The organism is Gluconacetobacter liquefaciens, assembly GCF_003350405.1.
Taxonomy (GTDB): domain Bacteria; phylum Pseudomonadota; class Alphaproteobacteria; order Acetobacterales; family Acetobacteraceae; genus Gluconacetobacter; species Gluconacetobacter liquefaciens.
Genome location: NZ_QQAW01000003.1, coordinates 284,784 through 309,443, shown reverse-complemented (window position 1 = coordinate 309,443; position 24,660 = coordinate 284,784). Strand labels below are relative to the sequence as shown.

At 66.3% G+C, this 24,660-nt stretch carries 23 protein-coding genes; 3 read left to right on the top strand and 20 right to left on the bottom strand.

What is annotated here, in order from left to right; all coding sequences use genetic code 11:
• Positions 1 to 77 precede the first annotated feature (77 nt).
• The 6 genes from C7453_RS07660 to C7453_RS07635 form a co-directional block, all read right to left on the bottom strand.
• Positions 78 to 710 carry an NUDIX hydrolase gene (locus tag C7453_RS07660; RefSeq protein WP_114726940.1) on the bottom strand — a complete coding sequence of 211 codons (633 nt, stop codon included), beginning with the start codon at positions 708 to 710 and terminating at the stop codon, positions 78 to 80.
• The gene (locus tag C7453_RS07655) at positions 707 to 1,171 is read right to left on the bottom strand and encodes a cupin domain-containing protein (protein ID WP_114726939.1); all 465 of its coding nucleotides are present in this window, start codon (positions 1,169 to 1,171) and stop codon (positions 707 to 709) included. Before C7453_RS07655 ends, C7453_RS07660 begins: the two co-directional genes overlap by 4 nt.
• Positions 1,172 to 1,179: 8 nt before the next feature.
• Entirely contained in the window at positions 1,180 to 1,854 is a 675-nt protein-coding gene (locus C7453_RS07650; protein WP_114726938.1) for a hypothetical protein, read from the bottom strand.
• Positions 1,851 to 3,215: an NCS2 family permease gene (locus C7453_RS07645; protein WP_114726937.1), complete on the bottom strand. Its 1,365-nt coding sequence runs from the start codon at positions 3,213 to 3,215 to the stop codon at positions 1,851 to 1,853. Before C7453_RS07645 ends, C7453_RS07650 begins: the two co-directional genes overlap by 4 nt.
• Positions 3,216 to 3,405: 190 nt before the next feature.
• Complete coding sequence (gene glk / locus C7453_RS07640) at positions 3,406 to 4,374, bottom strand: glucokinase (RefSeq protein WP_114726936.1); 969 nt, start codon at positions 4,372 to 4,374, stop codon at positions 3,406 to 3,408.
• 52 nt (positions 4,375 to 4,426) lie between these two features.
• Complete coding sequence (locus C7453_RS07635) at positions 4,427 to 5,242, bottom strand: SDR family NAD(P)-dependent oxidoreductase (RefSeq protein WP_170143158.1); 816 nt, start codon at positions 5,240 to 5,242, stop codon at positions 4,427 to 4,429.
• 155 nt (positions 5,243 to 5,397) lie between these two features.
• Between C7453_RS07635 and C7453_RS07630 the strand changes: the two genes are divergently transcribed.
• Positions 5,398 to 6,567 (top strand): GNAT family N-acetyltransferase, encoded by a 1,170-nt coding sequence (locus tag C7453_RS07630; RefSeq protein WP_114726934.1) that lies wholly within the window; start codon positions 5,398 to 5,400, stop codon positions 6,565 to 6,567.
• A gap of 9 nt (positions 6,568 to 6,576) precedes the next feature.
• Here the strand turns inward: C7453_RS07630 and thiL are convergent, their stop codons facing one another.
• The 3 genes from thiL to nrdR form a co-directional block, all read right to left on the bottom strand.
• Positions 6,577 to 7,548, bottom strand: coding sequence for a thiamine-phosphate kinase (gene thiL / locus C7453_RS07625; protein WP_114727071.1), 972 nt, complete (start codon positions 7,546 to 7,548; stop codon positions 6,577 to 6,579).
• 19 nt (positions 7,549 to 7,567) lie between these two features.
• Positions 7,568 to 8,134: a transcription antitermination factor NusB gene (gene nusB / locus C7453_RS07620; RefSeq protein ID WP_114726933.1), complete on the bottom strand. Its 567-nt coding sequence runs from the start codon at positions 8,132 to 8,134 to the stop codon at positions 7,568 to 7,570.
• A gap of 78 nt (positions 8,135 to 8,212) precedes the next feature.
• Entirely contained in the window at positions 8,213 to 8,713 is a 501-nt protein-coding gene (nrdR, locus tag C7453_RS07615; RefSeq protein ID WP_114726932.1) for a transcriptional regulator NrdR, read from the bottom strand.
• Positions 8,714 to 8,857: 144 nt separating this feature from the next.
• Between nrdR and C7453_RS07610 the strand changes: the two genes are divergently transcribed.
• On the top strand, positions 8,858 to 9,355 hold the full coding sequence (locus C7453_RS07610; RefSeq protein ID WP_114726931.1) for a copper chaperone PCu(A)C: 498 nt from the start codon (positions 8,858 to 8,860) through the stop codon (positions 9,353 to 9,355).
• A 134-nt stretch (positions 9,356 to 9,489) separates the two neighbouring features.
• Here C7453_RS07610 and glpK read toward each other — a convergent pair whose 3' ends face one another.
• The 11 genes from glpK to C7453_RS07555 form a co-directional block, all read right to left on the bottom strand.
• Complete coding sequence (gene glpK, locus C7453_RS07605) at positions 9,490 to 10,986, bottom strand: glycerol kinase GlpK (RefSeq protein WP_114726930.1); 1,497 nt, start codon at positions 10,984 to 10,986, stop codon at positions 9,490 to 9,492.
• A gap of 29 nt (positions 10,987 to 11,015) precedes the next feature.
• Positions 11,016 to 11,882: an MIP/aquaporin family protein gene (locus C7453_RS07600; RefSeq protein ID WP_114726929.1), complete on the bottom strand. Its 867-nt coding sequence runs from the start codon at positions 11,880 to 11,882 to the stop codon at positions 11,016 to 11,018.
• Between the two features lie 102 nt (positions 11,883 to 11,984).
• Positions 11,985 to 13,547 carry a glycerol-3-phosphate dehydrogenase gene (gene glpD, locus C7453_RS07595; RefSeq protein ID WP_114726928.1) on the bottom strand — a complete coding sequence of 521 codons (1,563 nt, stop codon included), beginning with the start codon at positions 13,545 to 13,547 and terminating at the stop codon, positions 11,985 to 11,987.
• 203 nt (positions 13,548 to 13,750) lie between these two features.
• The gene (locus tag C7453_RS07590) at positions 13,751 to 14,530 is read right to left on the bottom strand and encodes a DeoR/GlpR family DNA-binding transcription regulator (protein WP_114726927.1); all 780 of its coding nucleotides are present in this window, start codon (positions 14,528 to 14,530) and stop codon (positions 13,751 to 13,753) included.
• A 4-nt stretch (positions 14,531 to 14,534) separates the two neighbouring features.
• A complete protein-coding gene (recQ, locus tag C7453_RS07585; RefSeq protein WP_371858460.1) occupies positions 14,535 to 16,400 on the bottom strand; it encodes a DNA helicase RecQ in 1,866 nt (621 codons plus the stop codon).
• Between the two features lie 22 nt (positions 16,401 to 16,422).
• The gene (locus tag C7453_RS07580) at positions 16,423 to 16,797 is read right to left on the bottom strand and encodes an OmpA family protein (protein WP_114726926.1); all 375 of its coding nucleotides are present in this window, start codon (positions 16,795 to 16,797) and stop codon (positions 16,423 to 16,425) included.
• A gap of 495 nt (positions 16,798 to 17,292) precedes the next feature.
• Positions 17,293 to 18,984 carry a thiol reductant ABC exporter subunit CydC gene (cydC, locus tag C7453_RS07575; protein ID WP_114726925.1) on the bottom strand — a complete coding sequence of 564 codons (1,692 nt, stop codon included), beginning with the start codon at positions 18,982 to 18,984 and terminating at the stop codon, positions 17,293 to 17,295.
• Positions 18,977 to 20,731: a thiol reductant ABC exporter subunit CydD gene (gene cydD, locus C7453_RS07570; protein ID WP_114726924.1), complete on the bottom strand. Its 1,755-nt coding sequence runs from the start codon at positions 20,729 to 20,731 to the stop codon at positions 18,977 to 18,979. Before cydD ends, cydC begins: the two co-directional genes overlap by 8 nt.
• An 88-nt stretch (positions 20,732 to 20,819) precedes the next feature.
• Positions 20,820 to 22,532: a sensor histidine kinase gene (locus tag C7453_RS07565; RefSeq protein ID WP_245948911.1), complete on the bottom strand. Its 1,713-nt coding sequence runs from the start codon at positions 22,530 to 22,532 to the stop codon at positions 20,820 to 20,822.
• A gap of 90 nt (positions 22,533 to 22,622) precedes the next feature.
• Positions 22,623 to 22,808, bottom strand: coding sequence for a hypothetical protein (locus C7453_RS07560; RefSeq protein ID WP_114726922.1), 186 nt, complete (start codon positions 22,806 to 22,808; stop codon positions 22,623 to 22,625).
• A 160-nt stretch (positions 22,809 to 22,968) separates the two neighbouring features.
• Positions 22,969 to 23,544: a sigma-70 family RNA polymerase sigma factor gene (locus C7453_RS07555; RefSeq protein ID WP_114726921.1), complete on the bottom strand. Its 576-nt coding sequence runs from the start codon at positions 23,542 to 23,544 to the stop codon at positions 22,969 to 22,971.
• Positions 23,545 to 23,903: 359 nt separating this feature from the next.
• On the opposite strand from C7453_RS07555, the gene C7453_RS07550 reads away from it, so the two are divergent.
• Positions 23,904 to 24,638, top strand: a complete 735-nt coding sequence (locus C7453_RS07550) for a response regulator (protein ID WP_114726920.1) — start codon at positions 23,904 to 23,906, stop codon at positions 24,636 to 24,638.
• The last annotated feature ends 22 nt before the right edge of the window (positions 24,639 to 24,660 follow it).

Genomic DNA, 24,660 nt, shown 5'->3' with positions numbered 1-24,660 from the left:
TACGTCAAATCACACAGACCCAGCATATGGGTCACGAATACCATGATTTCAACGGCCTGCGCCGCGTCGATCGCCCATCACTCGAAATCGGCCGGCAGGCCCGGTTCGCGGTAATGGTCGAACATGCGCCGAATCTGTCCCGGCAACACCCGGCCCAGCGACAGATCCTCGGGAATCTCGTCCGCGCCGAACCACGCGATCTCCGATGTCTCGACACTGGTGGCCGCTTCCCCACCCGCCAGATCACACAGGAAGAAGAGCTTGGCACAGGAAAACGCCTTGCTTCCATGCCCCTGCCGGGTACGGTCCCACACCGCCGCCAGCCTGCGCACCGTCACGATATAACCGCTCTCCTCGCGCACTTCCTTCACCGCGTTCTCCGCCGGGGTCAGGTTCACATCCGCCCAGCCACCCGGCAGCGTCCAGCGCCCCTCGTCCAGCACCTCACGCACCATCAGGATTCGGCCCGAATCGTCAAACACCGCGGCGCGCACCTCGACCTTCGGCGTCGCATATCCTTCCTGCCCGGCAAACAGGGCCTCGATCCGCGCGACAGGCTCGTCGCAGCCCACCGCCATCATCTGCGCCGCGATGGTCCGCAGCGCCTCATATCGCTCCCGGTCGAACGGATCGCGGGCAAAGGTCAGGCCGGTCTGGGCAATAGCCTGGATTTCGCGCCCCCAGACCAGCCAGTCAGGCTCGCCGCTCATGCCCCAGCCCCCTCCGGCGACCATCCGGGCGGGGCCAGTTCGAAGCCCGAGAACTGAAAGGCCGGGGCAACGATACAGCCCACCACGCTCCACGCCCCCAGCGATTCGGCCGCCTGCCAGTCCATCACCGGCACCACCGCCTGCTGAACGTGCCCCTCGGCAGGGCATGGCCCCAGAACCACGTTCTCTTCCACCCCGTCCCGGGCCATGCGCAACCGCAAGGGCGCACCCCCCTGCCAGCACCAGATTTCGGCGCCATCGACCCGATGCCAATGCGACCGCTCACCCCGTGCCAGCAGAAATTGGATGGTCGTCGCCACCCCCCGTCCGCCATCGGGCGGGGCATCACGCCACACTTCGCGATACCACCCACCCTCCGGATGCGGCGCCAGCGCCAGCGCCTCCCGTACCGCCTCAGCCGGCAGGTCGGGATTACGCAGGTCGATTGCGGGTCGGGTCATGGCCTCTCTCACTTCAATGGCGGCGGCGGAAAATCCAGCATCGCACCGGTATAGGTTTCCACCACCTCGCTGAACGGCACCCCGTCCTGACGATACAGCAACGCACGATGGCGCAGGATCGCGGCCGGAATGGTAATCGTCCCCGCCCCCGGCGGCGGCAGGCCATCCCGCTCCCATCCATCGGGCAGCGGCGTGAACAGGCGGGTGCTCTCTAACGTCCGGCGGGTAAAATGCAGGTCCGCCACCACATGGCCGAACGCGGTATCGGTTCGTGCCAGAAGGTCGTTCATCGCCGGGGTCAGGCGCGCGGGCACATACCAATTATCCGCCACCGACAGCACGCGCCCCCCGCACGCCAGTTCCACCCGGCGATAGGCCACCTCGTCCTCAGCACCAACGGCCAGTTCCCGCCGCTGTCCGGCACTCGGCGCCCGCATCGCGCCAGGCACACGGCGCGCCACCACACGGGCCACCGGCGCCAGACCGTGATCGCGGCACCAGCCTTCCAGCGTCAGGGTCGCGCTGGGGTGGGAGAGCAGGCGCACATCCAGCGTCGCGACCAGCGCTTCCAGTTCCAGCCGCGCATCCGGCGTATCGGGCCACATACTCCCCCCTTCCGTCGCGGCGGCGGGCACCGCGAAGAACAGGCCCGACAGCAGCAGCAACGCGCCAAGCGTCTTCATGTCCCTCCCCCGATGCCGCTGGCCAGCACCAGATAGAAAATGAACACCCCGTCCAGCAGCAGCAGGATCGGCGTCATCTCACGCCAGCGCCGCCCCACGACCGCCAGCACGGTATAGAGCAGCAGCCCCAGCGCCAGGCTGACCATAAAATTGCCGGTCATGACCGTCACCAGCACCATCAGCAGCGGCACGAGAACCCCGCCCGCATCATCCTGCTCTACCCGCCCCATATCGGACAGCATGCCCAACCCGACCAGGATCAGCACCGGCGCGGTCGCCACTGCCGGAACGGCGGTAATGACAGGCCACAGCACGGACGACAGCGCGAACAGCGCCGCCACCGTCACCCCCACCAGCCCGGTCCGTCCCCCGGCCTCCGCCCCGACCAGCGATTCCAGATAGGCCGACACGGTAGAAGTCCCGAGAATCGAGCCCATCACGCTGGCCGTACCGTCGGCCACGAAGGCGGCCCGGCCAAGCAGGGGCTGCCCATCCTCGACCGACAGCCCGGCCTTGCGCGTCACCGCCATCATGGTGCCCGTCGCATCGAAGAAATCGCCGAGGAAGAAATACAGCGTCACCGGCAGCACCAGGCCGAAATGTGTGACGAACCCGTGGAAATCGAAGGGAAACAGCATGTGGACCGGATAATGCGGCCATTCCAGCCAGGCGGAAGGCCGCGACGTGACCGGATGACCATCGGGATGGTGGACGAAACACCCCGCCAGCGTCACCGCCACAATGCTCAGCAGCATCCCCGCCGGCACCCGCAGCATCCGCAACGCCCCGGCCAGAAACAGGCCGCCGATCGCCAGCAGCACCGCCGGATCGCGCAGCGACCCGAAGGCAAACCCCTCGGCGCCCTTTACCGCCAATCCGCCGCTGACCATGCCGATATGGGCGATAAAGGCCCCGATCGCGCAATGGATGCCGGTGCGGACCGAAACGGGAAACCCCATCACGATCTTCTGCCGCCATTGCGTCAGCGACAGCGCAACGAAGGCCAGCCCGCCGATAAAGACCATGGTGAAGGCAACCGGCGGTGCGATTCCCATCTGCACCACCACCACCTGCGCGAAGATCAGGTTGCTGCTCATGGCCGGCGCCAGGGCGATCGGCAGATTGGCCAGCAGTGCCATCAGCAGCGACCCGACGACCGAGGCTGCGATGGTCGTCATGATCATGTCGTGCCGGTCCAGCCCCGCCAGGGCCAGAATCGCCGGATTGACGATCATGATATACGCCATGGCCCCGAACGTGGTCAGCCCGGCAATCAGTTCCCGCGAGAGGGTCGAACCCCGGCGCGTCACATGGAAAAAACGGTCGATCCAGCCGGTTGCTCCGGCGCCGTCATGCGTCACTGCCAGTCTCTTCCCTCAACAAGGTCAAGGGAATGTCCTACCGCTTCCGATATGATGCAAGAGACCTGGCAACCCTTTGGAGAGCATTTCAAAAACGCCTCTTGAGAGCGTGGCCGGAAATATGGGCCGGTGAGCAGGAGCGGCCCTGATGGCCCGTCGCCACGAAGCACGGGCGACGCCCTTCCCCCCCTTAGGCGAAGCGTTCGGCGAAGGCTGCCGCCGCTCCAAGCAACCCCGGCTGCGGATGGGTGATCAGCTTCACCGGCAGCCCCGCCATCATCGATTCGAATCGTCCCTTGGCCACGAATCGCTCGGCGAACCCCGATCGCGGCAGATGATCCGCCAGCCGCTGGCCCACCCCACCGGCAATCACCACGCCATTGGCCCCCTGGGCCAGCGCCAGATCCCCCGCGACCCCCCCCAGCGCCAGACAGAATCGCTCCACCGCCGCCGATGCCATCGGGTCTCGCCCCTCCAGCCCCAGCGTCCAGAGTTCCTTGTCGTCATGAATGCGGGAGGGCTGCCCCTCAAGCTCGGCGATCGTTTCGTAAAGATTCACCAGCCCCGGCCCCGAAACGATCCGTTCGGCCGAAACACGGCGGTAACGCTGCCGCAACCGCTGGAGAATCCGGTCGTCCACGCTATCCAGCGGCGCGAAATCGACATGCCCACCTTCGGTCTCGCACACCAGACAGCGCCCGTCACGGCGGACGACATAAGCCGAGCCCAGCCCGGTGCCAGGGCCGACGATCGTGGTCACGCCCTCGGCCGGCAGGTCGCGATCCGGCCCGCACAAATGGCGCAGATGGGTGGCATCGACCTGTGCCACCGCATAGCCCACGGCACCGAAATCATTGACCAGTACGTGTTCATCCACCCCCAGCTGGGCGCCAAGCTGCGCGGGGCGGATCATCCAGGGGTTGTTCGTCAGTTTCAGGATGTCGCCCTGGATCGGGCAGGCAACGGCAATGCCCGCGGCGCGCGGCAGCGTGCGCCCGATCTGCCGGCCGAAGGCCTCCCAGGCCAGCAGCAGGCTGGCATGTTCGGCGCATTTCAACGTCAGCGCGTCCCCCAGCGAGGCAACGCGCCCCCCTTCCACCACGGCAATCGCGAAGCGGGCATGGGTACCGCCGATATCCACGGCGACGATTTCTTTCATGTCCAGTCCTGCCTCCCTGCGGAAGATATGCCGGCGCAAACGGCGCCGAATGTCAGATCGTCGGGCGCGGTGCCTGTTCGGCCTTCAGGCGTCTCAGCACAAAATCCCGTATCCGACGCGGTAGCACGATGTCCAGCACGCGCAGACCCGCGAAGATCCGGGGGAAGATCAGGTGCGGCCGCTCCTCCTCCACCGCCCGCGCGATCAGCCGCGCCGCCTGCGGCGCGCTTTGCAGGAACGGCTTGGTGCTGCGCACCCGCCGGCTCATCGGCGTATCGACAAAGCCCGGCGAGACCAGCGTCACGCCCACGCCATGGTCCAGCAGGCCATTGCGCAACGCCTCGGCAAAACGCAGCAACCCAGCTTTCGATCCCGAATAGCCGGCCGCAAACGGCAGGGCATGGAAAGCCGCGACCGAGCCCAGCAGCACGATATGCCCCCGCCGCCGCGGCACCATCCGCTCGGCTCCGGCGGTAGCCAGCGCCGCCGGTGTCGCAAAATTCACCAGCCCGAGTTCCAGCACCGTCTCCGCGCGCTCGGTCAGCGCCGCCTTCTGGCGCATGTCGCCCAAGCCGGCGGCAAGAATCAGCAGATCGACCGGATGCGCGTCGTCATCCTCGCGAAAGGCCACGATCGCGGCAGCCCCATCGGCCAGGTTCAGTTCCCGCGTCGCGACCGTCGCCCCCATGGTCCGGCAGTCACGCGCCACCTGCTCCAGCCGGGCCGGATCGCGCCCCCACAGAACCAGCCGGCGGCCCGAGCGCGCATAAAAGCGGGCAAGTTCCGCCCCGATGCCGCTGGAAGCCCCGGTAATCAGGACGGTCGCCGGATCAAAACGGATTTCACCACCCTGATGGATCTTGGTCATCGGGCCCCTTTCTTTGACTACCATTTCCATGTCATCAGCACTGGCTGGCCTTCGCGGCCACTCTACTCAGCCCCTTGCCTACTGCATGGCTCGGCCGGCCCCACCATAGCGGGCACCCGGTTCCGGCCCTATCGCAGCCAAAAAACGGAACGGTCATGAACGAAGCGGATCAACTTGTCATCATTCCCGTATCCGGGCTTCGTCAGTTGTCACAGTTCATCCGCCTTCCGCGCCGGCTCTATGCCGGGCTGCCCGGCTATGTGCCGCCGCTGGACATGGAGCAGAAAGATCTGCTCCACCCGCGCAAGAGTGCCTTCTTCAGCCATGGGCGGGCACAATATTTCCTGGCCATGCGCGGCGGCCGACCCGTAGGCCGGATTTCCGCACAGATCGACGATCTGGCCATCGAAAGACTCGGCGAAAATATTGGCTTTTTCGGGGCGCTGGACGCTATCGACGACGCCGCCGTGGTCTCCGCCCTGCTCGACGCGGCCTGCGCCTGGCTGCGCGCCCAGGGCATGGTCACCGCCCGCGGGCCGTTCACGCTGAACTCCAACGGCGAAACAGGCATGATGATCGAGGGACACGATGCCCCCCCGATGATCGCCATGCCCTGGCACCCAAGCTGGCTCCCCCCGCTGGTCGAAGCCGCCGGCTTCGCCAAGGCCATGGATTTCCTCGCCTATCAGATGGAAATCGGGCCGCAGGCGGAGGAAAAGCATCTTGTACCCTCCAGCCTGCGCCTGGGCGAAGGCCGGCTGGGCAGCGTGACCACCCGCGTCATGCGCAAGGACAGCATGGCCGAAGACGGCGAGATCCTCCGCGGGCTCTACAACGATGCATGGCGCAACAACTGGGGCTCACTTCCGCTGACCCCGGAGGAAATGACGGCAATGGTCGCGCAGATGAAGCCGATCCTGAAGCCCGAGCATTTCGTGCTGATCGAGCAGAACGGCGACCCGGTGGCCGTCGCGCTGGTCGTACCCAATCTGTTCGACATCGCCGGCGATCTTGGCGGCGGGCCGTCCCCGCTCGGCTGGGTCAAACTGGCCGCGCGCCTGCTCCGCCACAAATTCCACTCCGCGCGCGTCATCCTGCTGGGCGTGAGTTCAAAGCTGGAGGGCACGGCCCTGGGCGCTATTCTGCCCGCCCTGGCGATCACCGAACTGATGCGGCGCGGCAAGTCCCTGCCCTACCGGATGGTCGAAATGGGCTGGGTCGTCGAGAACAACATGCCCATGCGCCGCCTGATCGAGCGCCTGGCCCCCGAGCCCTGCAAGCGCTACCGCGTATATGATCGTGCGCTGACCGCCCCGGCGGACTGAAAACCGGGGCTACAGGTGGCTCCAGCCAGTGCGGTCCAGCGCCAGAACGCCGCCTGCCCCGTCCCGAACTTCGACACCTTGCAGCGCGCGACCGAAACGCCCGATCCGCGTCACCGGCACCCCCCCTCGCGCCGCCGCATGACGCAGGGCCTCTTCGCGCTCCGGCGGCACGGCCAGCAGCAATTCGTAATCGTCGCCACCGGTCAGGCAGGTCGCCAGCCACGCAGGCCCCGCCTGCCGCGCAGCGTCTGACAAAGGCACACACGACGCATCGAGCCACGCACCCAGGCCACTCTCGCGCGCCAGATGGCCCAGATCCTGCACCAGCCCGTCCGACACATCCATCGCCGCCGAGGCAATGCCCCCCAGTTCCAGCCCCAGCCGGGGCTCGGGCAGGCGATAGCGCCGGGCCAGAAAACCGGAAGCGTCCGTCAGTTCGCCACGCAGCACCCGCAGCCCGAGCGCCCCGTCGCCGATCGTCCCCGTCACCCAGACATCGTCCCCGTCGCGCGCCCCGCTGCGCCGCAGGGCTCCGCCGGGGCGCACATGGCCGAGAATGGTCAGTGACAGAACCAGCGGCCCGTGCGTCGCGGTCGTATCGCCGCCCAGCAGGGTCAGGCCATAGCGCGCCTGATCATCATGCAAACCCGCGGCGAAAGCGGCGAACCAGTCCTCGTCGCGCGATTGCGGCCGGGTGAGCGACAGCAGATAGCCCAGCGGCGTCGCGTCCATCGCCGCCAGATCGGACAGATTGCAGCGCAATAGCTTGCGCCCCACCGTATCGGGCGGATCGTCCGGCAGGAAATGCACGGATTCGACCATCGTATCGACCGCGATCACCAGTTCGCGGCCTTCCGGCGGATGCACCAGCGCCGCATCATCGGTCAGCCCCAACGCCCCTTCGCCCGCCAGGGCACGGAAATGCCGCCGGATGAACCTGAATTCCGACGGCAGACCAGCACCCGATGCAGGCGGCGACATGGCGGCGTGCCCTGCCGGCTCAGGCGCCTTCTTCGGCCCCATGTGCTTCCTGGGGCGCCTCGTCGGGCGCGCTGTCCTGCGTATTATCCGTTGCACGCAGCCGGCGCGCCATCGTGTCGAGCACGCCATTGACCATCTTCGGCTCATCCCCTGAGAAGAAGCCATGGGCGATATCGAGATATTCGTTGATGATCACCCGCGTCGGCACCCCGCCGACCACGGCCAGTTCGCCACCGGCGGCACGCAGCAGGGCCCGCAGCACCGGATCAAGGCGCCCGACCGGCCACGAGGCCGGCAGCACATCCACGATCAGCGCATCGATCTGCTCGCGCCGCGCCACCGCCGACCGCGCCACCTGCTCGAACAGGCGGATATCGGCCTCGGGCACGCGCCCGTCTTCATACTCGGCACCCTGATCGCTTGCCGGCGTCACCATCAGCCGATGACGCAGAAACTGCTGGATCACGGCCTCCGGCGTGTCGCCCCCCTGCTCGATCTGGAAAAGGGCCTGCACCACCGCCACGCGCGATGCGGTCCGCGAGCGGGTCCGCACATGGGTGCTGTCTTCGTCGTGCGATCCGTTCATGCACCTGTCTCCTGCTGCCACGATTCCGCGAAAGGCGGCTTCATCGCCTCTTTACGTCGCCAGGTCCATAGTCCCATCTCACGGCGCTTCGTCCTGCCGCCCACCGGCCGCGGCAGCCCGGGCCTCGGCCGTTCCGGGAATCGACTCCAGGATCGCCGCGAAATCCTTGGTTTCACGAAAATCCCAATGCACGCTGGCAAAACGAATATAGGCCACGATATCGACCTCGCGCAGCGTGTCCATCACCAGCTTGCCGATATCGCCCGACAGAATATCGGTCTCCCCCGACGCCTCCAGCTTGCGCACCAGGCCATTGACGATTCGTTCGATCCGCTCGTCATCCACCGGGCGCTTGCGCAGCGCGATGCGAACCGACCGCGCCAGCTTGTCACGCTCGAACGCCACACGCCGCCCATCCGTCTTGATGACATGCAGGTCCCGAAGCTGCACCCGCTCGATGGTCGTGAAACGCTGGCCGCACGATGCACAGATCCGCCGACGACGGATTGCCGCCCCATCCTCATGCGGGCGACTGTCCTTGACCTGGGTATCGTCATGACCACAAAAAGGGCATCTCATGCGGGTATCAGTCCTGAGCAGCGTGTTTCCGAGGTGGGAAATGCGCACGAAATCAACCGGACGCAAGCCCATGTGTCCATGCCGGGCCCGCTTTGCCCCTGTCCGGCACCCTGATACTCTTCCCGCAATGAAGCCGAGGAGCCCATGACGCGACACGCGCTGCTGATCGGATTACTGGTCCTCATGAGCCAGGCGGGCCTCTCGGCCGCCCGCGCCGCTCCCCTCGCGCCCGATGACGACCAGGCTGCGACAGGGCAGGATATCGATATCCGCGATACCTCGATACAGATCCTCCGCCCCGACCGCCGGATCGCGGCAGGATATTTCACGATCGAGAATCGCGGCAAATCGGTTCATCTGCTGGCCGGCGTCTCGTCGCCCACCTGCCACAATCTGTTCGCCCATCATACGGAACAGGAAAGCACCAGCGACACCGCGACACTGTTCACGCATCTGGCGCTGCCGGCCGAAACCACCCTGGTGTTCCCGCCCGGCGGCTATCACCTGATCTGCACCGGCTACGACGACAGCCTGCACCCCGGCCAGCAGATCACCATCACCTTCCATTTCATGGGAGGCGCCACACGCAGCGTCCCCTTTATCGTCCACCCATCGGCCGATACCGAGGAGACAACACCCTAGAGCATTTCCACCGAAAACCGGTTCGGTGGAAATGCTCTAGTTTATTGCTTTTACGAGCATCTTCACCTGTTTGAATGCACGCATTCAAACAGGATCTGCTCTAGTCTCCCCGGCTCACGCCTTCCGTCCGACGATCAGGCCGCTTTCGGGGTCAGGGTCCGGCGCACCGCCTGCCGCCAGCCATCCAGCATTGTCCGGCGCTGGGCATCCTCCATGCTGGCCTCGAACACGCGGCCCCGCGACCAGCGCGCCGCCACATCGTCCAGATCGGTCCATACGCCGCAAGCCAGTCCGGCCAGGAACGCCGCACCCGTGGCCGTCGTCTCCAGATGGGTCGGCCGCTCCACACCGGCCTGAAGGATGTCCGCCAGGAACTGGCAGAACCAGTCATTGACCGCCATGCCGCCATCGACGCGCAGGGTCGTCACCAGCCCGCCGCCATCCTGCGTCATCGCCTCCATCAGGTCATAGGTCTGATAGGCCACCGATTCCAGCGCGGCGCGGGCGATATGCGCCGCCGTGGCATCCAGCGTCAGGCCGCAGATCAGGCCGCGCGCCTCCGGGTCCCAATGCGGCGCCCCCAGCCCCACGAAGCCCGGCACCATATACACGCCATGGCTATGCGGAATGCGCGTCGCCATGTCGTCGGTCTGCGAGGCATGGGTAATCAGGTGCAGCCCGTCGCGCAACCACTTGATCGCGGCACCGGCCACGAAGATCGCACCTTCAAGCGCGTAAGTCGTCCTGCCGCCGATCCGGTAGCCGATCGTAGTCAGCATCCGGTTCGCCGAGGTCACGGGCGCCTCGCCGGTATTGAGCAGCACGAAACAGCCCGTGCCATAGGTCGCCTTGGCCATGCCGGGCGTAAAGCAGGCCTGCCCGACCAGGGCCGCCTGCTGGTCTCCCGCCATGCCCGCCACCGGGATCGCACGCCCCAGAAGCGCCGGATCGGTCTCGCCATAAATCTCGCTGTTCCCCCGCACCTCGGGCAGCAGGGAGGCAGGGATATTGAACAGCCGCAGCAGATCGTCATCCCAGCACTGACGATGGATGTCGAACAGCAGCGTGCGCGCGGCATTGGTCACGTCCGTCGCATGCACCCGCCCGCCCGTCAGGCGCCAGAGCAGAAAGCTGTCGATCGTGCCGAAGGCCAGCCGCCCGGCCTCGGCATCCCGCCGGGCGCCCGGCACATTGTCCAGGATCCAGGCCAGCTTGCTGGCGGAAAAATACGGGTCCAGCAACAGGCCCGTCCGCGCGCGCACCAGGTCCTCGCAGCCCTCCTGCCGCATGCGGGCACAGAGCGGCGCGGTGCGCCGATCCTGCCAGACGATGGCACGATGGACCGGCTTGCCGGTCGCCCGATCCCACACCACGATCGTCTCGCGCTGGTTGGTGATGCCGATCGCCGCCACGCTCTCCACGCCGCCGCTCTGTTCCAGCGCGTCGCGCGCGGTCGACAGCACGTCGCGCCAGATCTCCTCGGCGTCATGCTCCACCCAGCCCTGGCCGGGATAATGCTGCGCGAATTCGGCGCGCGCCGTCGCCAGGGGCCGCGCGTCGCGATCGAAGACGATGCTGCGGGTCGAAGTCGTGCCCTGATCGATCGCCAGGATGGTGGTCTTGTTGCTCATGTTCGTTCCTCCCGAGTCTGCGCTCGATGTCATGGCTGGCTGGAAAGACCGGTATCGGCCACCGGTGCTTCAGCCAGCGGGCCGACCTCCGATGATGCCGCCCGGTCGCGCAGCCGCGGCATATAGGGGCGGACCAAGCCCTCATAGGCGCCGGCACCGATCACACCGCCCGCCAGCGGCCCCACGATCGGCACCCACCAGTAATTGCCCGGCGCCGGCAGGGCCGATGGCCCCCAGCCCGCGAAATAACAGAACAGGCGCGGCCCGAAATCACGCGCCGGATTAATGGCCCAAGCTTCCAGATACCCCGCGCATCCGCCGATCGCCGCGACCAGCAACCCGATGATCAGCGCGCCCGAATTGGCCTGCGGCGCCTGGGTATTATATTCGCACGTCACGGCGAATATCCCGAACAGCAGCAACGCCGTCAGGATGATCTCATCCACCAGGGCATGAAGCGGCGTCACGAAATCGCCGGGATGGGTAAAGAACACCCCGGCCGCCCCACCGTCATGCAGGCGGTCCAGATGATGCGCCAGATTGAAATGATCGATCACCGGCGCATAGAGCACGTACACAATGGCCGCCCCCGCCACGCCGCCCAACACCTGAACGGCGACATAAGGCAGCACCTTGCGCCATGAAAAACCGCGAAACAGCGCAAGCGCCAGCGTCACCGCCGGATTGGCATGGGTGCCCGAGACCGCACCGGTCACATAGATGGCGATGGTGACCCCCAGCCCCCAGACGATGCACACGCCCCAATAGGCATTGCGGTAAGGGCTGGGATCATACAGCGAATACATCGCGGCCACGGAATCACCGACCAGGATGATGATGAAGACCGCGATGAATTCGGCGATCAACTCGCCGACAAACTGCCTGTTCCTGAACATGGTCCCGTTTCTTCTCTTTATTGATTTTCGGGTTATTGCTCTTGATGTTTCTCATTCGGGGGAGGGCATCCGGGCAGACAGCCCGCCCGGACGCCGTCAGCCCTAGCCGGCCATGGCGGACCGGCTGTCGCGCACGGCCTCGCGCCGGGCGTCGAGATAGCGTTCCAGCCGCGCCTGGCCCGCGCCATCGATATGCAGGCCCCGGCGCGAGCGCCGCCACAGGATATCCTCGGCGGTCACGGCCCATTCCCGCGCGATCAGATAATCGACCTCACGCGCCGTCAGCCCGCCACCGAAATCCTCGCCCAGATCGGCGTGGCGCTGCGCTGTCCCCACGATCTCCCACGCCAGCGTGCCGTAGTTGCGAACCAGCCTCCAGGCATCGTCCGCCGAAAGGAAGGGGGCATGGGCACGCAGGCGCACGACGGCGGAATCGAACCCGCCCGGCCCCAGATCGCCCCCCGGCAGCGGCCGGCTGGCGGTCCATCCGGCCCCGCCAAGAACCGGCAGGCTCGGCGCCAGCTTCTCCAGCGCATGTTCCGCAAGGCGCCGATAGGTCGTGATCTTGCCACCGAAGATCGACAGCAGAACCCCCTCGCCCGCCGGCGCATCCACATCCAGCACATAATCGCGCGTCACCGCCGAGGCATTCTGCGCCGCGTCGTCATAGAGCGGCCGAACCCCGGCATAGGTCCACACGACATCCTCGGGCGTGACCGCCTTGCGGAAATACCGGTTCACGCTCTCGCACAGATAGCGCACCTCGTCGTCGGCAATCCGCACCTCGCCCGGATCGGCGGCCCACGGAATATCGGTGGTGCCGATCAACGTGAAATCCCGCTCATAGGGAATGGCGAACACGATCCGCCGGTCAGGATTCTGGAAGATATAAGCCTGTTCGCCCTCGAAGCAGCGCGGCACCACGATGTGGCTGCCCTTGACCAGCCGCACCTGCTTGGACGTCTTGATCGCCAGCGTATCGCGCAGAATGCGCTCCACCCACGGTCCGGCGGCATTCACCAGCCCGCGCGCCCGCACCACCTGCTGGCCACTCGCGTCCTCGATCGTCGCTTCCCACACCCCATCGACCCGACGCGCCGCAACCAGCCGGGTGCGGGTCCGGATATCGGCTCCCTTTTCCCGCGCATCCATGGCGTTCAGAACCACCAGGCGGCTATCCAGCACCCGCCCGTCGGAATAGATGAACGCCCGCCGATAATCCGACCGCAGCGGCGTACCCACCGGGTCGCGGTCCAGCCGCACCCCGCGCGAGCGCGGCAGCGTCATCCGACCACCCAGATGGTCGTACAGGAACAGCCCCATCCGCAGCATCCAGGCCGGCCGCACCAGCTTGGAATGCGGCAGCACGAAAGAAAGCGGCCAGATGATATGCGGCGCGATCGCCAGCAGCCGCTCGCGCTCGATCAGCGCCTCACGCACCAGGCGGAATTCGTAATATTCCAGATACCGCAACCCGCCATGAATCAGCTTGGTACTGGCGGACGAGGTATGGGACGCCAGATCGTGCTGTTCCACCAGCAGCACAGACGCCCCGCGCCCCGCGGCATCCCGCGCGATGCCGACTCCATTGATACCACCCCCGACAATCAGCAGGTCATAGGGTTGCTGCGCGGCATTCACCCCGCGCGATGGATCGGACAGCATGACTCGTTCCTCCTGCCGATGTTCGTAAACGAACATAAAAGCAAAAATCAACGCAAAACGAAGCGATGGAGCGCGATTCCGAACCCAAGAAACCCGATTATTTTGCCATGAAACCCAAAGGGATGTTCGTTTTGGAACATGCCGCCTGCAAAAAGCAGACAGACCGCGCGGACCCGAAAAGCCCCGTCAGCGCCGCAGCGGGTTTACGGGCCCACACCGGCGATATGCAGGGCGATCTGATGCTGCTCCAGCACAGCCCGCACCGATGGCGGCGGCGGCCGATCGGTGAACAATGCATGCACGTCCGACAGATGCCCCACCCGCCCCATCGGCCGACGCCCGAACTTGGTATGGTCAGCCAGAAGGAACACCGTGCGCGCATTCCGCATGATCGCCCGCGCAAGGTCGATTTCGTCGAGGTCGAAATCCAGCAGCGTGCCGTCTTCCTCGATCCCGCTGATGCCGATCACCCCGAAATCCGCGCGATACTGGTCGATCATCGCGGTCGCGGTCGGGCCGGTAATCCCCCCGTCATGCGAGCGCACCGTGCCGCCCGCCACCACGACGCGAAAACTGGATTCCGGCGCCAGGGTCGAGGCCACATGCAGGTTATTGGTAATCACCCGCAACCCCTGGCGATGCCGCAGCGCCCGCGCGAAGGCTTCAGTCGTCGTGCCGATATTGATGAACAGCGACGAATGGTCGGGAATTTCCCTGGCCGCGATCTGCCCGATCGCCTCCTTCTCCCGCCGGTTGAGAATCTGCCGCTCCGCATAAGCAATGTTCTCGATCGACGAGACCAGCCCCGCCCCGCCATGATGCCGGGCCAATTGCCCGATCCCGGCCAGATGGTTCACATCGCGGCGGATCGTCTGCACCGCCACACGCAGGCGCTGCGCCAGTTCCTCATTGGCCACATAGCCACGCGCGCGCACCAGCGACAGAATCTCGCGATACCGTTCCTCGGAGGGCACCCCGGCCATCGGGTCAGCCCGCCTCGGCCAGAACCTGCAAGACGGCGTCGCCATAGCGGTCCAGCTTCGACGCACCCACGCCCTTGATCCGCCCCAGTTCGTCCAGCGTCTCCGGGCGTTCGATCGCGATGTCATGCAGCACCGCGTCGTGGAAGATCACATAAGGCGGAATTTCCTGCTCACGCGCCTCGCCCAGCCGCCAGGCACGCAGCGCCGCGAACGGCCCCTCGGCCTCCGGCGGCAGACTGACCACCGGCCGCGCCGTGGCCGACCGCGCGGCGCCCCCGGCCCGCGCACCACGCGCCGTCTTCAATTCCTCCACCGGGTCGTCGCGCAGCAACACCTTGTCCTCGCCGCGCAGGATCGGACGCGCCACCGCTTCGTTCAGCGCCAGCGCATTATAATCGCCGGTGACGCGAATGGCCCCGCGCGCGATCAACTGCCGGATCACCCCGCGCCAGAACTGCTCGGGCCTGTCCTTGCCGATCCCGAACACGCTCAGCCGGTCATGGCTGTAGCGCGCCCCCATCTCATTCTCTTTGCCCCGCAGCACCGCCGCCACATGCACCGCACCGAATTTCTGGCCGATGCGATAGATCGTCGACAGAACCTTCTGCGCCTCGACCGTGCCATCGAACGAGGCGACCGGGTTGCGGCAATTGTCACAATGCCCGCACGGCGTGGCCAGCGTCTCGCCGAAACAGCCCAGCAGCGCCTGCGTGCGGCACCCCGTGGTCTCGGTCAGGGTAATCATCGCCTCCAGCCGGGCGCTCATGATCCGCTTCTGGGCCTCGGGCGCCGCAGACTGCTCCAGCCAGTGCCGGGCCCGCGCGATATCGTCCCCGCCATAGAGCAGGACGGTCTCCGATTTCTCGCCATCACGACCCGCACGGCCGATCTGCTGATAATAGGCTTCGGGCGACGAAGGCATGTCCAGATGCACCACCGTCCGCACATCGGGCCGGTCGATCCCCATCCCGAAGGCAACGGTCGCAACGATCACCACCGGCTCGCCCGAGCGGAACCGGGCCAACGCGGCCCGCTTCTCGATCGGCGACAACCCGGCATGGAACGGCAGCGCCGGCCAGTCGCGCTCGACCAGCGACCGCGCCACCCGCTCGGTCTTGTTACGGCTACCGCAATAGACGATCGCGGCCTCACCCTCATGCCGCCCCAGCACCTCCAGCAACTGGCGCAGTTCCGACGTCTTCGGCCGTACCGCGATGTCCAGGTTGGGCCGATGAAAACTGGCGCGCAGGACCAGCGCCTCCGGCATCGCCAGCGCACCGAGGATATCGGTCTGCGTACGCGGGTCCGCAGTCGCCGTCAGCGCAATGCGCGGCACACCGGGAAAATGCTCGGGCAGCGTAGCCAGCGCCCGGTATTCCGGCCGGAATTCATGCCCCCAGGCCGAGATGCAATGCGCCTCGTCGATCGCAATGACCGAGATCGTCAGCCGCGACAGCCGCTCCAGCGTGCCGGGCGACAGCAGCCGCTCAGGCGAAACATACAGGATATCCAGCCGGCCGGCCGCCAGATCGGCGCGCACCCGCGCGGCATCGTCGGGTTCCAGTTCCGAATGCAGCGCCCCGGCATTCACGCCGACCTGCCGCAGGGCGGCCACCTGATCGTCCATCAGCGCGATCAGCGGCGAGATCACCAGCCCGGTGCCCGGACGCGCCAGCGCCGGCACCTGGTAGCAGATGCTCTTGCCCCCGCCGGTCGGCATCAGCACCAAGCAATCCCGCCCGGCCATCACCGCGTCCACCGCCTCTTCCTGGAGGCCGCGGAAATCGGGGAAGCCGAACACCCGCGACAGGATCGCGCGGGGGGAGTCCTCCGTCTCGGGGGCCGTCATGCCGGCAGCGGGCGACACCATCATATGGTCCGCAACAGGCGCGTCAGGGTGCTGCAATCTCGATCTCGACCCGGCGCGACCCCACGGCGCCGTCTTCATTCGAAGGCGCACGCGGCTTCTGCCGAATCCGGTCGGCCCGCACCCCGTCAACCACCAACTGGCTCGAAACCTTCTTCACCCGGTCGATGGCCAGCAGGGCATCAGCCGACAGGTCGCCATGCGCCGAGGCATAGCCTTCAACCGTCACCACCGATTGCGGATAATGCGCCGCCTGCTCCGCCGCATGCTGCACCACCCACAGGGCCGGGTCTTCCAGCGCCGTGGAATCACGGGTGAAGAACACGACATATTTCCGCGACGGTCCATCGGCGCACCCGGCCAGCAGACACAACCCCAGAACGAGAGAGAGGCGACGCATCGGCAGTTCCCTTGCTTAACCGGCTTACGGATCAATCCGCCGCCAACAATGCGGGAAAGTCAGCGACATATGGATAACGAATCCTTGGTGCCCCCTCCCCACCCCCACGTCAACAGTTTCTGGCCGGAGAGCCGTGCTGGCGGCGATCCGACGCGCGTTTTCTGCGCTTCGCTGCTCACGGCCATCAAGGCCGCTCCGCTGCGATGCTCGAAAACACACGACGGACGCGGCCCTCACGGGCCGCTCTCGCTCACCAGCACGGCTCTCCGGCCAGAAACACCATTCCTTGAAAAAGCGATCTGCTTCAAACGGCGACGACTGCCCAGCCGTCCGACAAGTGCCACATCCGCGTTTCCGCGCTTCGCAGCGGGCGGCCATCAGGCCGCTCCGCTGCGATGCTCGAAAACACGCGACGGGCGCGCCCCTCACGGTCCGCTCTCGCTCCCCAGCACGGCTCTCCGGACAGAACCCCGTTCCTGGAAAAAGCGCCCCGCTTCAAACCGCGGCGGCGACTGCCCTGCCGTCCGACAGACGCCATACACGGTCCAGCCTTTCCACACCGACCAGACGATGCGCGATCAGGATCACGGTGCGACCGGCCGTCACATCGTAAAGCGTCGTCAGAAATTCACGCTCGGTCTCGGCATCCAGACCGGTCGCCGGCTCGTCCAGAATCAGGATCGGTGCGTCAGACAGCAGCGTGCGCGCCAGCGCGATCCGCCGCCCCTGGCCACCCGAAAGCGATGCCCCGCCCTCACCCAGCCACGCATCCAGCCCCTCAGGCAGCGCACGCACCACATCGCCCACCTGCGCGCGATCCAGCGCCGTCCACAGATCGGCCTCGGTCGCATCCGGCCGGCCCAGCAGAAGGTTGGCGCGGATGGTATCGGCAAACAGATGCGTCGCCTGCGACAGCCACGCCATCCGCTGACGCACGGAGCCGTTCTCCAGCGTCGCCAGATCCTCGCCCCCCAGCATGATCCGCCCCGCTGTCGGCGCCGCCACCTTCAGCAGCAGCGCCGCGAGGCTGGATTTCCCGATCCCGGAAGGCCCCAGGATGGCAACCCGCGCCCCCTGCCTGATGTCCAGCGTCAACCCGTCGAACACGGCAGCCCGATCCGCCTGCCAGCGGAACGATACCTGTTCAAAGCGAATATCGGTGCCCGTAGGCGCCGGCCGGGTCCCCACCGGCACGACCGGCCCATCCGTCTCGCCGACCGCGACCACCCGCGCCGCCGCGCGACTGATGCCGCCGGCCAGCGCCCCAGCGCGCGTCAGGCCGCCGGCACTCTCGAAACCGGCAATCACAAGGAACAGCAGCCCCACCCCACGCGCCGCCGGGATCGGCCCCAACCCGACACCGAGGATCGCTGCCAGCACCGCCAGCACCGCCGCCTGCCCGCAAAGATAGGACCCCCCGCCCATCATCGCGAGCAGTCGCGCCTGCCGCGCCTGCCCCCGCAGCAACGCGGCATCACGCGCCTGCGCATGCGCCAACATGCGCCCTTCGGCCCCAAAGGCGCGGATTTCACGCAACCCGGTCACCAGATCCAGCACACCAATCCGCAGGTCGGCCAGCCGATGCGTCAGGATCGCGGCCTCGCGCCGTCCCATCAGGGCCGCCAACAGCGGCAGCACGAATGCACCGATCATGAACAACCCGCCGACGATCACAGCCAGCACCGGATCGACCGGCAGAACCGCCATCACCAGAAAAGGCAGAACCACACACGCCCCGGCCAGCGGAACCATGATCCGCAGATACAGTCCGTCCAGCGCCTCGACATCCGACACCAGGCGCGACAGCAGGTCACCCGCCCGGCGGAACCCCAGCCCGGCAGCCGCGCCACCGGCAAGGCGGCGGAAAAACCACACGCGAATATCGGCCAGAGCCCGGAACATCGCATCATGGGTCACCAGGCGCTCGACATACCGCAGCACCACGCGCGCCACACCTGCTACACGCAACAGCACCAGCCCGGCCACCGCGCCGCCGAAAGCCAGCCCGGCCATCCGCGCACCCGCCCCACGCATCAGCACCAGCGCGGCCACCAACGCCAGAAGCGACAGCAACCCGCCCACCACAAGGCGCGGCGCGCGATCCTTCCACAAGCCCAGAACCCGCAGAATCGGAGCCAGGCCGTCACGATCCTGGACCCGCGAACCGGAAAGGGAGCGATCAGACATGAACATGCCCTTCCTCGATGGGCGCCATCCGTCCCGCGCCCCGCTCCAGGCAACGCGGCGTCCCCAGGTCGAGACACGGTCCGGCAAACGCCCGCACGCCAGCCGCATGGCTGGACAGGATCACGGTCCGGCCCTGCGCCAGAATACGCAGGCTGGCAAAGATCTCGCTTTCGGTCTCCGGGTCCAGATGCGCCGTCGGCTCGTCCAGCAGCAGCAGCGGCGCATCCTTCAGATAAGCCCGCGCAATCGCCACGCGCTGTGCCTGCCCGCCCGACAGGCCGAACCCGCCCTCACCGATCGGCGTGTCCAGTCCCTGGGGCAGATCCGCGACAAACCGATCGACCGACGCCGCGCGCAGCGCGGCGCCCAACGCATCCTCATCAGCATCGGGGCGCGCGAAGAGAATATTCTCGCGCAGCGTCCCGGCAAATAACACCGGCTTCTGCCCGATCCACGACATCAGCCCGGACTGGGTCGCGGGCGCCATGGCAGTCAGATCAGCGCCTCCCACCAGCACGCGACCACTACCCGGCACGATAAACCCCAGCAGCATTTCGATGATCGTCGATTTCCCGGCGCCGGAAGGCCCGACCAGCGTCAGGATTTCCCCCGCCCGGACGGCAAAGCTCAGGTCCGTCAGCACCGACCCGCGCGCGGCATCCCAGGCAAAGGTCACATGCTCGAACGCCACCGACACCCCGCCTTCGGAGCATTGCGGCACAACACCCCCCGCCGGCACCGCCGCAGCCACGCCCTCCGGCAGGTCGCCCATGGCGGACGCCGCACCGGCCGCATGGGCACGATCCTGGTAGGCCAGGGCCAGCGCACGCAGGGGCGCGAAGAATTCCGGCACCAGCAGCAGCACGAACAGGCTGCGCGCCGCCGCGTCGGCAAGCGGGGCCGATGCGCCCCCATGCCGCAGCACCTCAAGCGTGGTGCCATCCCGCACCACGATCAGCACCAGCGCCACCACCATCGCGCAGTCGATCGAGGCCGAGGACAGAAACGCCACCCGCAGGATCTTCATGGTCCGGCGGCGCAGTTCGTCGGCGGCGGTGGCCAGTCGTCCGGCCTCGTCGTCGGTACGGTTCAGCAGGACGATGGTGGCAATACCACGCACCCGGTCGAGAAACCGGGCCTGCAACCGGGTCATGGCCAGAAACTGGTTACGCGACGCCACGGCCGCGCCGATGCCGAAGACGGCCTGCCCCACCGGCACGGCCAGTCCGCACACGATCATGATCACCGCCGCACCCGGCTGCACCAGCGCGGCCAGGGTCGCGATCAACCCCGGAACCGCGATCCAGAGCACCGACGCCGGAATCCAGCGCGCGAAGAACCCGTCCAACGCCTCGATCCTGTCGACTGCCAGCGCCGTCAGTTCCGCGCTGTGCCGCCGCCGCAGCAGGGCCGGCCCGCCGCGCAGGATAGCGCCCAGCACCTCATCGCGCAGCCGTCGCCGCCCCCCCCGCCCGGCCCGGGCGGCAGAGATGTCACCTCCGGCCATGATCAGGGCACGCAGCACGGCCAGGCCGGCCAACGCGGCCAGCAGCAGCCCGGCGCCCGGCCACGCGGCCGTGCCAGACCCGATCAGTCCCCGCGCCAGAACCGCCGCCACGCACCATGCCTGGCCGACGGCCACCAGCCCCGCCAGCAAGCCGCAGGCCATGACGGGCATCGCCTGCCGGCGCCCCAGGCGCGATTGCGCCCGTGTCCAGGCGCGCATCACCATTTTGTCACCGCTCATGACCGCGACCTATAATCGAAGCGCCCCGCCAGGGACACCCATTCCCGATCGTGAATCGCCCCGCCATCCGGCCACCCGCCATGCGGATTCAGCGGGCAAGATCGCCCGATTCGTCCTCTTTCAGAGGGAACAGAAGGATATAGCGCGTCCCCTCCTCCTCGATAATCTCCAGCTTGCCACCCAACTGCCGCGCAAAACCGCGGATCAATTGCATGCCGATCCCGCTTCGCTCCTCCTTGGCCTGCTGGTATCCACCGGCCAGCCCGATCCCGTCATCGGCGATATCCAGCCGCGCCTGCCTTGGTTCCACCCGCTCCAGCGTGACGGAAATGGTGCCGCTCCGCCCGTCGGCAAAGGCATGCTTGATGGCATTACTAACGATCTCGGTAATGATCAGCGCCAGCGGCACCGCCTGGTCGGGCTCCAGTTCCAGCGTCGCCGCCTGAACCGACAGGGCCAACCGCCCGCCCCCCGCATACCCCGCCGCCTGCATGATCTGTTCACACAGTTCGGTGACGAAATGCTCCATGTTCATGCTGAACAATTCGCCTTCGGCATACAGATAGCGATGCAGGGTCGCCAATGCCCGTACCCGGTCGCGCGCCTGCGCGAACTCCTGGCGCGCTTCGGCCTGCCGGATACGGTTGGCCTGGAGGTTCAGAAGCGAGGCGACGATCTGCAGGTTGTTCTTGACCCGATGATGCATCTCTTTCAGCAGCAATTCCTGCCTGACCGCCGCCCGCGCCAGCCGTCGCTCGTCGCGGGCCAGGCTGCGGGTCGCCTGCGTGAAGGCCCGCGCCAGTTGCCGGATCTCGATCGGCATCACCCAGCTCGCCTGCGCATCGAATACGCCGCCATCCGCCTGCCACCGCTCGACCGAACCGGTCAGTTGGCGCACGGGCGCGATCAGCAGCGCATTCGCACCCTGGGTCACGATCGTCAGGCAGCATCCCAGCAGCCCCACGATGACAAAGAGCCAGATCACGAACATCACCAGCGCATGGGTTTCAGCCGGATTGCGCCGGGTCATCGTCAATGCCGCCACCCCGCCCTCGATCGGGCCGAATGCGAAGGCGGCATCTCCCACACTCATGGTCTGCCGGACCTCACGCTGAACGGACGTCATGGCCCCGATCCAGCGCTGCACCTCGGCAGGCGGCGGCCCCGGAGAGGCACAATCATCGCATAAAGGCGAAAGCGTCAGATCACGACCGACGATCCAGGCGTCGATCGCCCCGTTTTTCTGCATGAAATCCAGCCGGGGATCACCGATCTGAAGGTGATGGCGGCTCCAGACCACAGGCATGACAGCGGTCAGAAAGCCGGATCGTACCGTGCCCGAAGAATCGGAAATCGGCGTGGACAGCGTCACACGAATATAGGAGTGCCGGCCTGCATTCTGCGCCGGGATATCGAGCGGCACCACCCGCACGTCACCGCTGAAACGTGGCAGGTCGTCGTAAGGCACCTGGGTCGGAAGATGCGGCACCCTGTTCCCGTTGACCCCGACCAGTACCCGCCCGTGATCATCCAGCAACGCCAGGCGATAGAACTCACCGGTCAGCGACCGGGCCATCTGGAAGGTCCGCACAAACCCGTCTTCGTCCAGCGACATGCGGCTGATCGAAGACAACAGGGCGCCGATATGATCGACATCGTGCCGCACTTCCAGATCGATCCGGCTGACCGCCATATCCGCCCGGAACGCCGGCGCCTCCAGCGTATGGCGATAGCTGTTCCATGCCTGAAGGCTCGCGATCATGGCCATAGGGCCGGCCGCGCACAGGATGATCACGATCATCCGTGCGCTGACGGTCCCGAACAGCCGAAAAAGCCACCCACCATATGGCGCGCCACGCCTCGGCCTGTTCCGGCCGCCACCCTTGCCCATCTAGCCCCTGGTCTTGCGGTCTTCCTCGATCAGACGCAGCAGCTCCTCGGGAAGTGGCTCCGATGCGACTCCATCGAACAGCTCATGAAGCCCGCGCTTGAGCCATAGCTCGAACGGATCATCTCGCTGGGTGGTCTCGCTGCTTTTCGACGGCCGCCTCGGACGGGAATCCTTGCGGGACGTCATTGATGATCCCTGAGATCCACGAAATACCCCGCCCACCCTACTGAAACCCGCATCCCGAACATGTCGATGTCGGCGGACAGTAAAACAGCCCGTGACCTACCGTCCAGCCGTCCGACTCAGGAAATAACCGCCTGGGAAGCGAAGGGTTGCCGGGGATGGGTCAGGAACGTGCCACTTCGTCCTTGCGCGTTCCCGTCTTCGCCGCCAGCAGGCTGCGCATACGCGCCACCCGCGCCTTGATCTGCGGCGAATCATGCTCTTCGCCGATCATCCAGCTTTCCAACTGGCGGCGGGCACGGAAGACCCGGCTCTTGGCCGTGCCGACCGCGCATCCGGTCGCCTCGGCCAGATGCTCGTAGCTCATGCCATGCAGCACCACCATGATCAGCGCCTCGCGCTGGTCTTCGGGCAGGCGGTCCAGCGCCATCGCCAGATCCTTCAGCGCCAGCCGGTCCTCATGCGGCGCCGTCGTGGCCAGCACCGATGCGGGGATATCCTCGATATCCGTGGTTTCCCGACGCTTGCGCAGGTCGGAAATGAAGCGATTGCGCAGGATGCGATGCATCCACGCCGAAAAATTGGTGCCGGGGATGAAACTGTCCTGGGCGGCCAGCGCGTTGCAGACGGCATCCTGCACCAGATCTTCGGCCATCGTTCGATTTCGCGTCAGAGCCAGCGCCTGAACACGCAGGCGCGGGAGGATCGCGATCACCTGGTCATGGAAATTATGGGCCATTGCTCTGTGTCCTCTCTTGCCAAAACTCGCACCAGTGTAATGTCTGGGTTGTGTTTTAATCATGACGAAGGCGTGAGAAGCGTTTAGAAAACCCTAATCCACCGTTAAAATCTCGTCATGAACCCCCGCGGCGGCTCCATGAGCGGCATCTGCTGCCCACCCGAACCCCCACCCGTCCACGCCGATCCCTGCCCACCGCGATTCGATGAAGCATTCGTCCGCCGTCCTGATGTCACGACGACGACACGATCAATGAACGAATGGCGACCTTAACCCCTAGTTCCTCTTGCGGACAAATCTAACGCTGTCATGATCCATAATGTAACATGTTTCTTGTTCCACACGGAGTTGACCGTTCAATGCCCCTCTCGCGGCGGCAGGATCTGATCCGGGCCCTTCCCTATGCCAGGCGATACGCCCGGGCGCTGACCGGCAGTCAGCCACGCGGCGATCTTCTGGTGGCCGAAAGCCTGCGCGGACTGGCTGTTGCGGAAGCCGGACCGATGCCGGCACGGCAGTGTCTCTATCAATGGATCTCGCGCCAGTTCCGGCAGAATCCGGCCTCCGATGCCGAAACCCTGAGCGTGCTGGAACGCAAGCTCCTGCTGCTGACATCGCTGGAAGAACTGACCACCGCCGAAGCGGCCCGGGTCGTGGATATCGAGGAGGCCGAGGCCACCGAAATCCTCGCCCACGCCCACGCCGGACTGCGCAAGGTCGCCCAAACCTCCATCCTGATCATCGAAGACGAACCGATCATCGCGATGGATATCGAGGATCTGGTCCGCTGGTGCGGCCATCAGGTCGCCGGCGTGGCGGCCACCGAAGCCGATGCGGTGGAACTCGCGCGCCAGACGAAACCCGGCCTGATCCTCGCGGACATCAATCTCGGCGCGGGCGGCGACGGCGCGAACGCGGTCGCCAGCATCCTCCGTCACCATATGGCCCCGGTCATCTTCGTCACCGCCTACCCGGAACGGCTGCTGACGGGCGAAGCGATCGAACCCGCCTTCGTCATCACCAAGCCCTTCGAACCGATGACGCTGGCCATCGCGACCTACCAAGCCGTTACCGGCGGCCCCAGGATCACCTGAAACCCGCCTCGAAAGGTCCCAG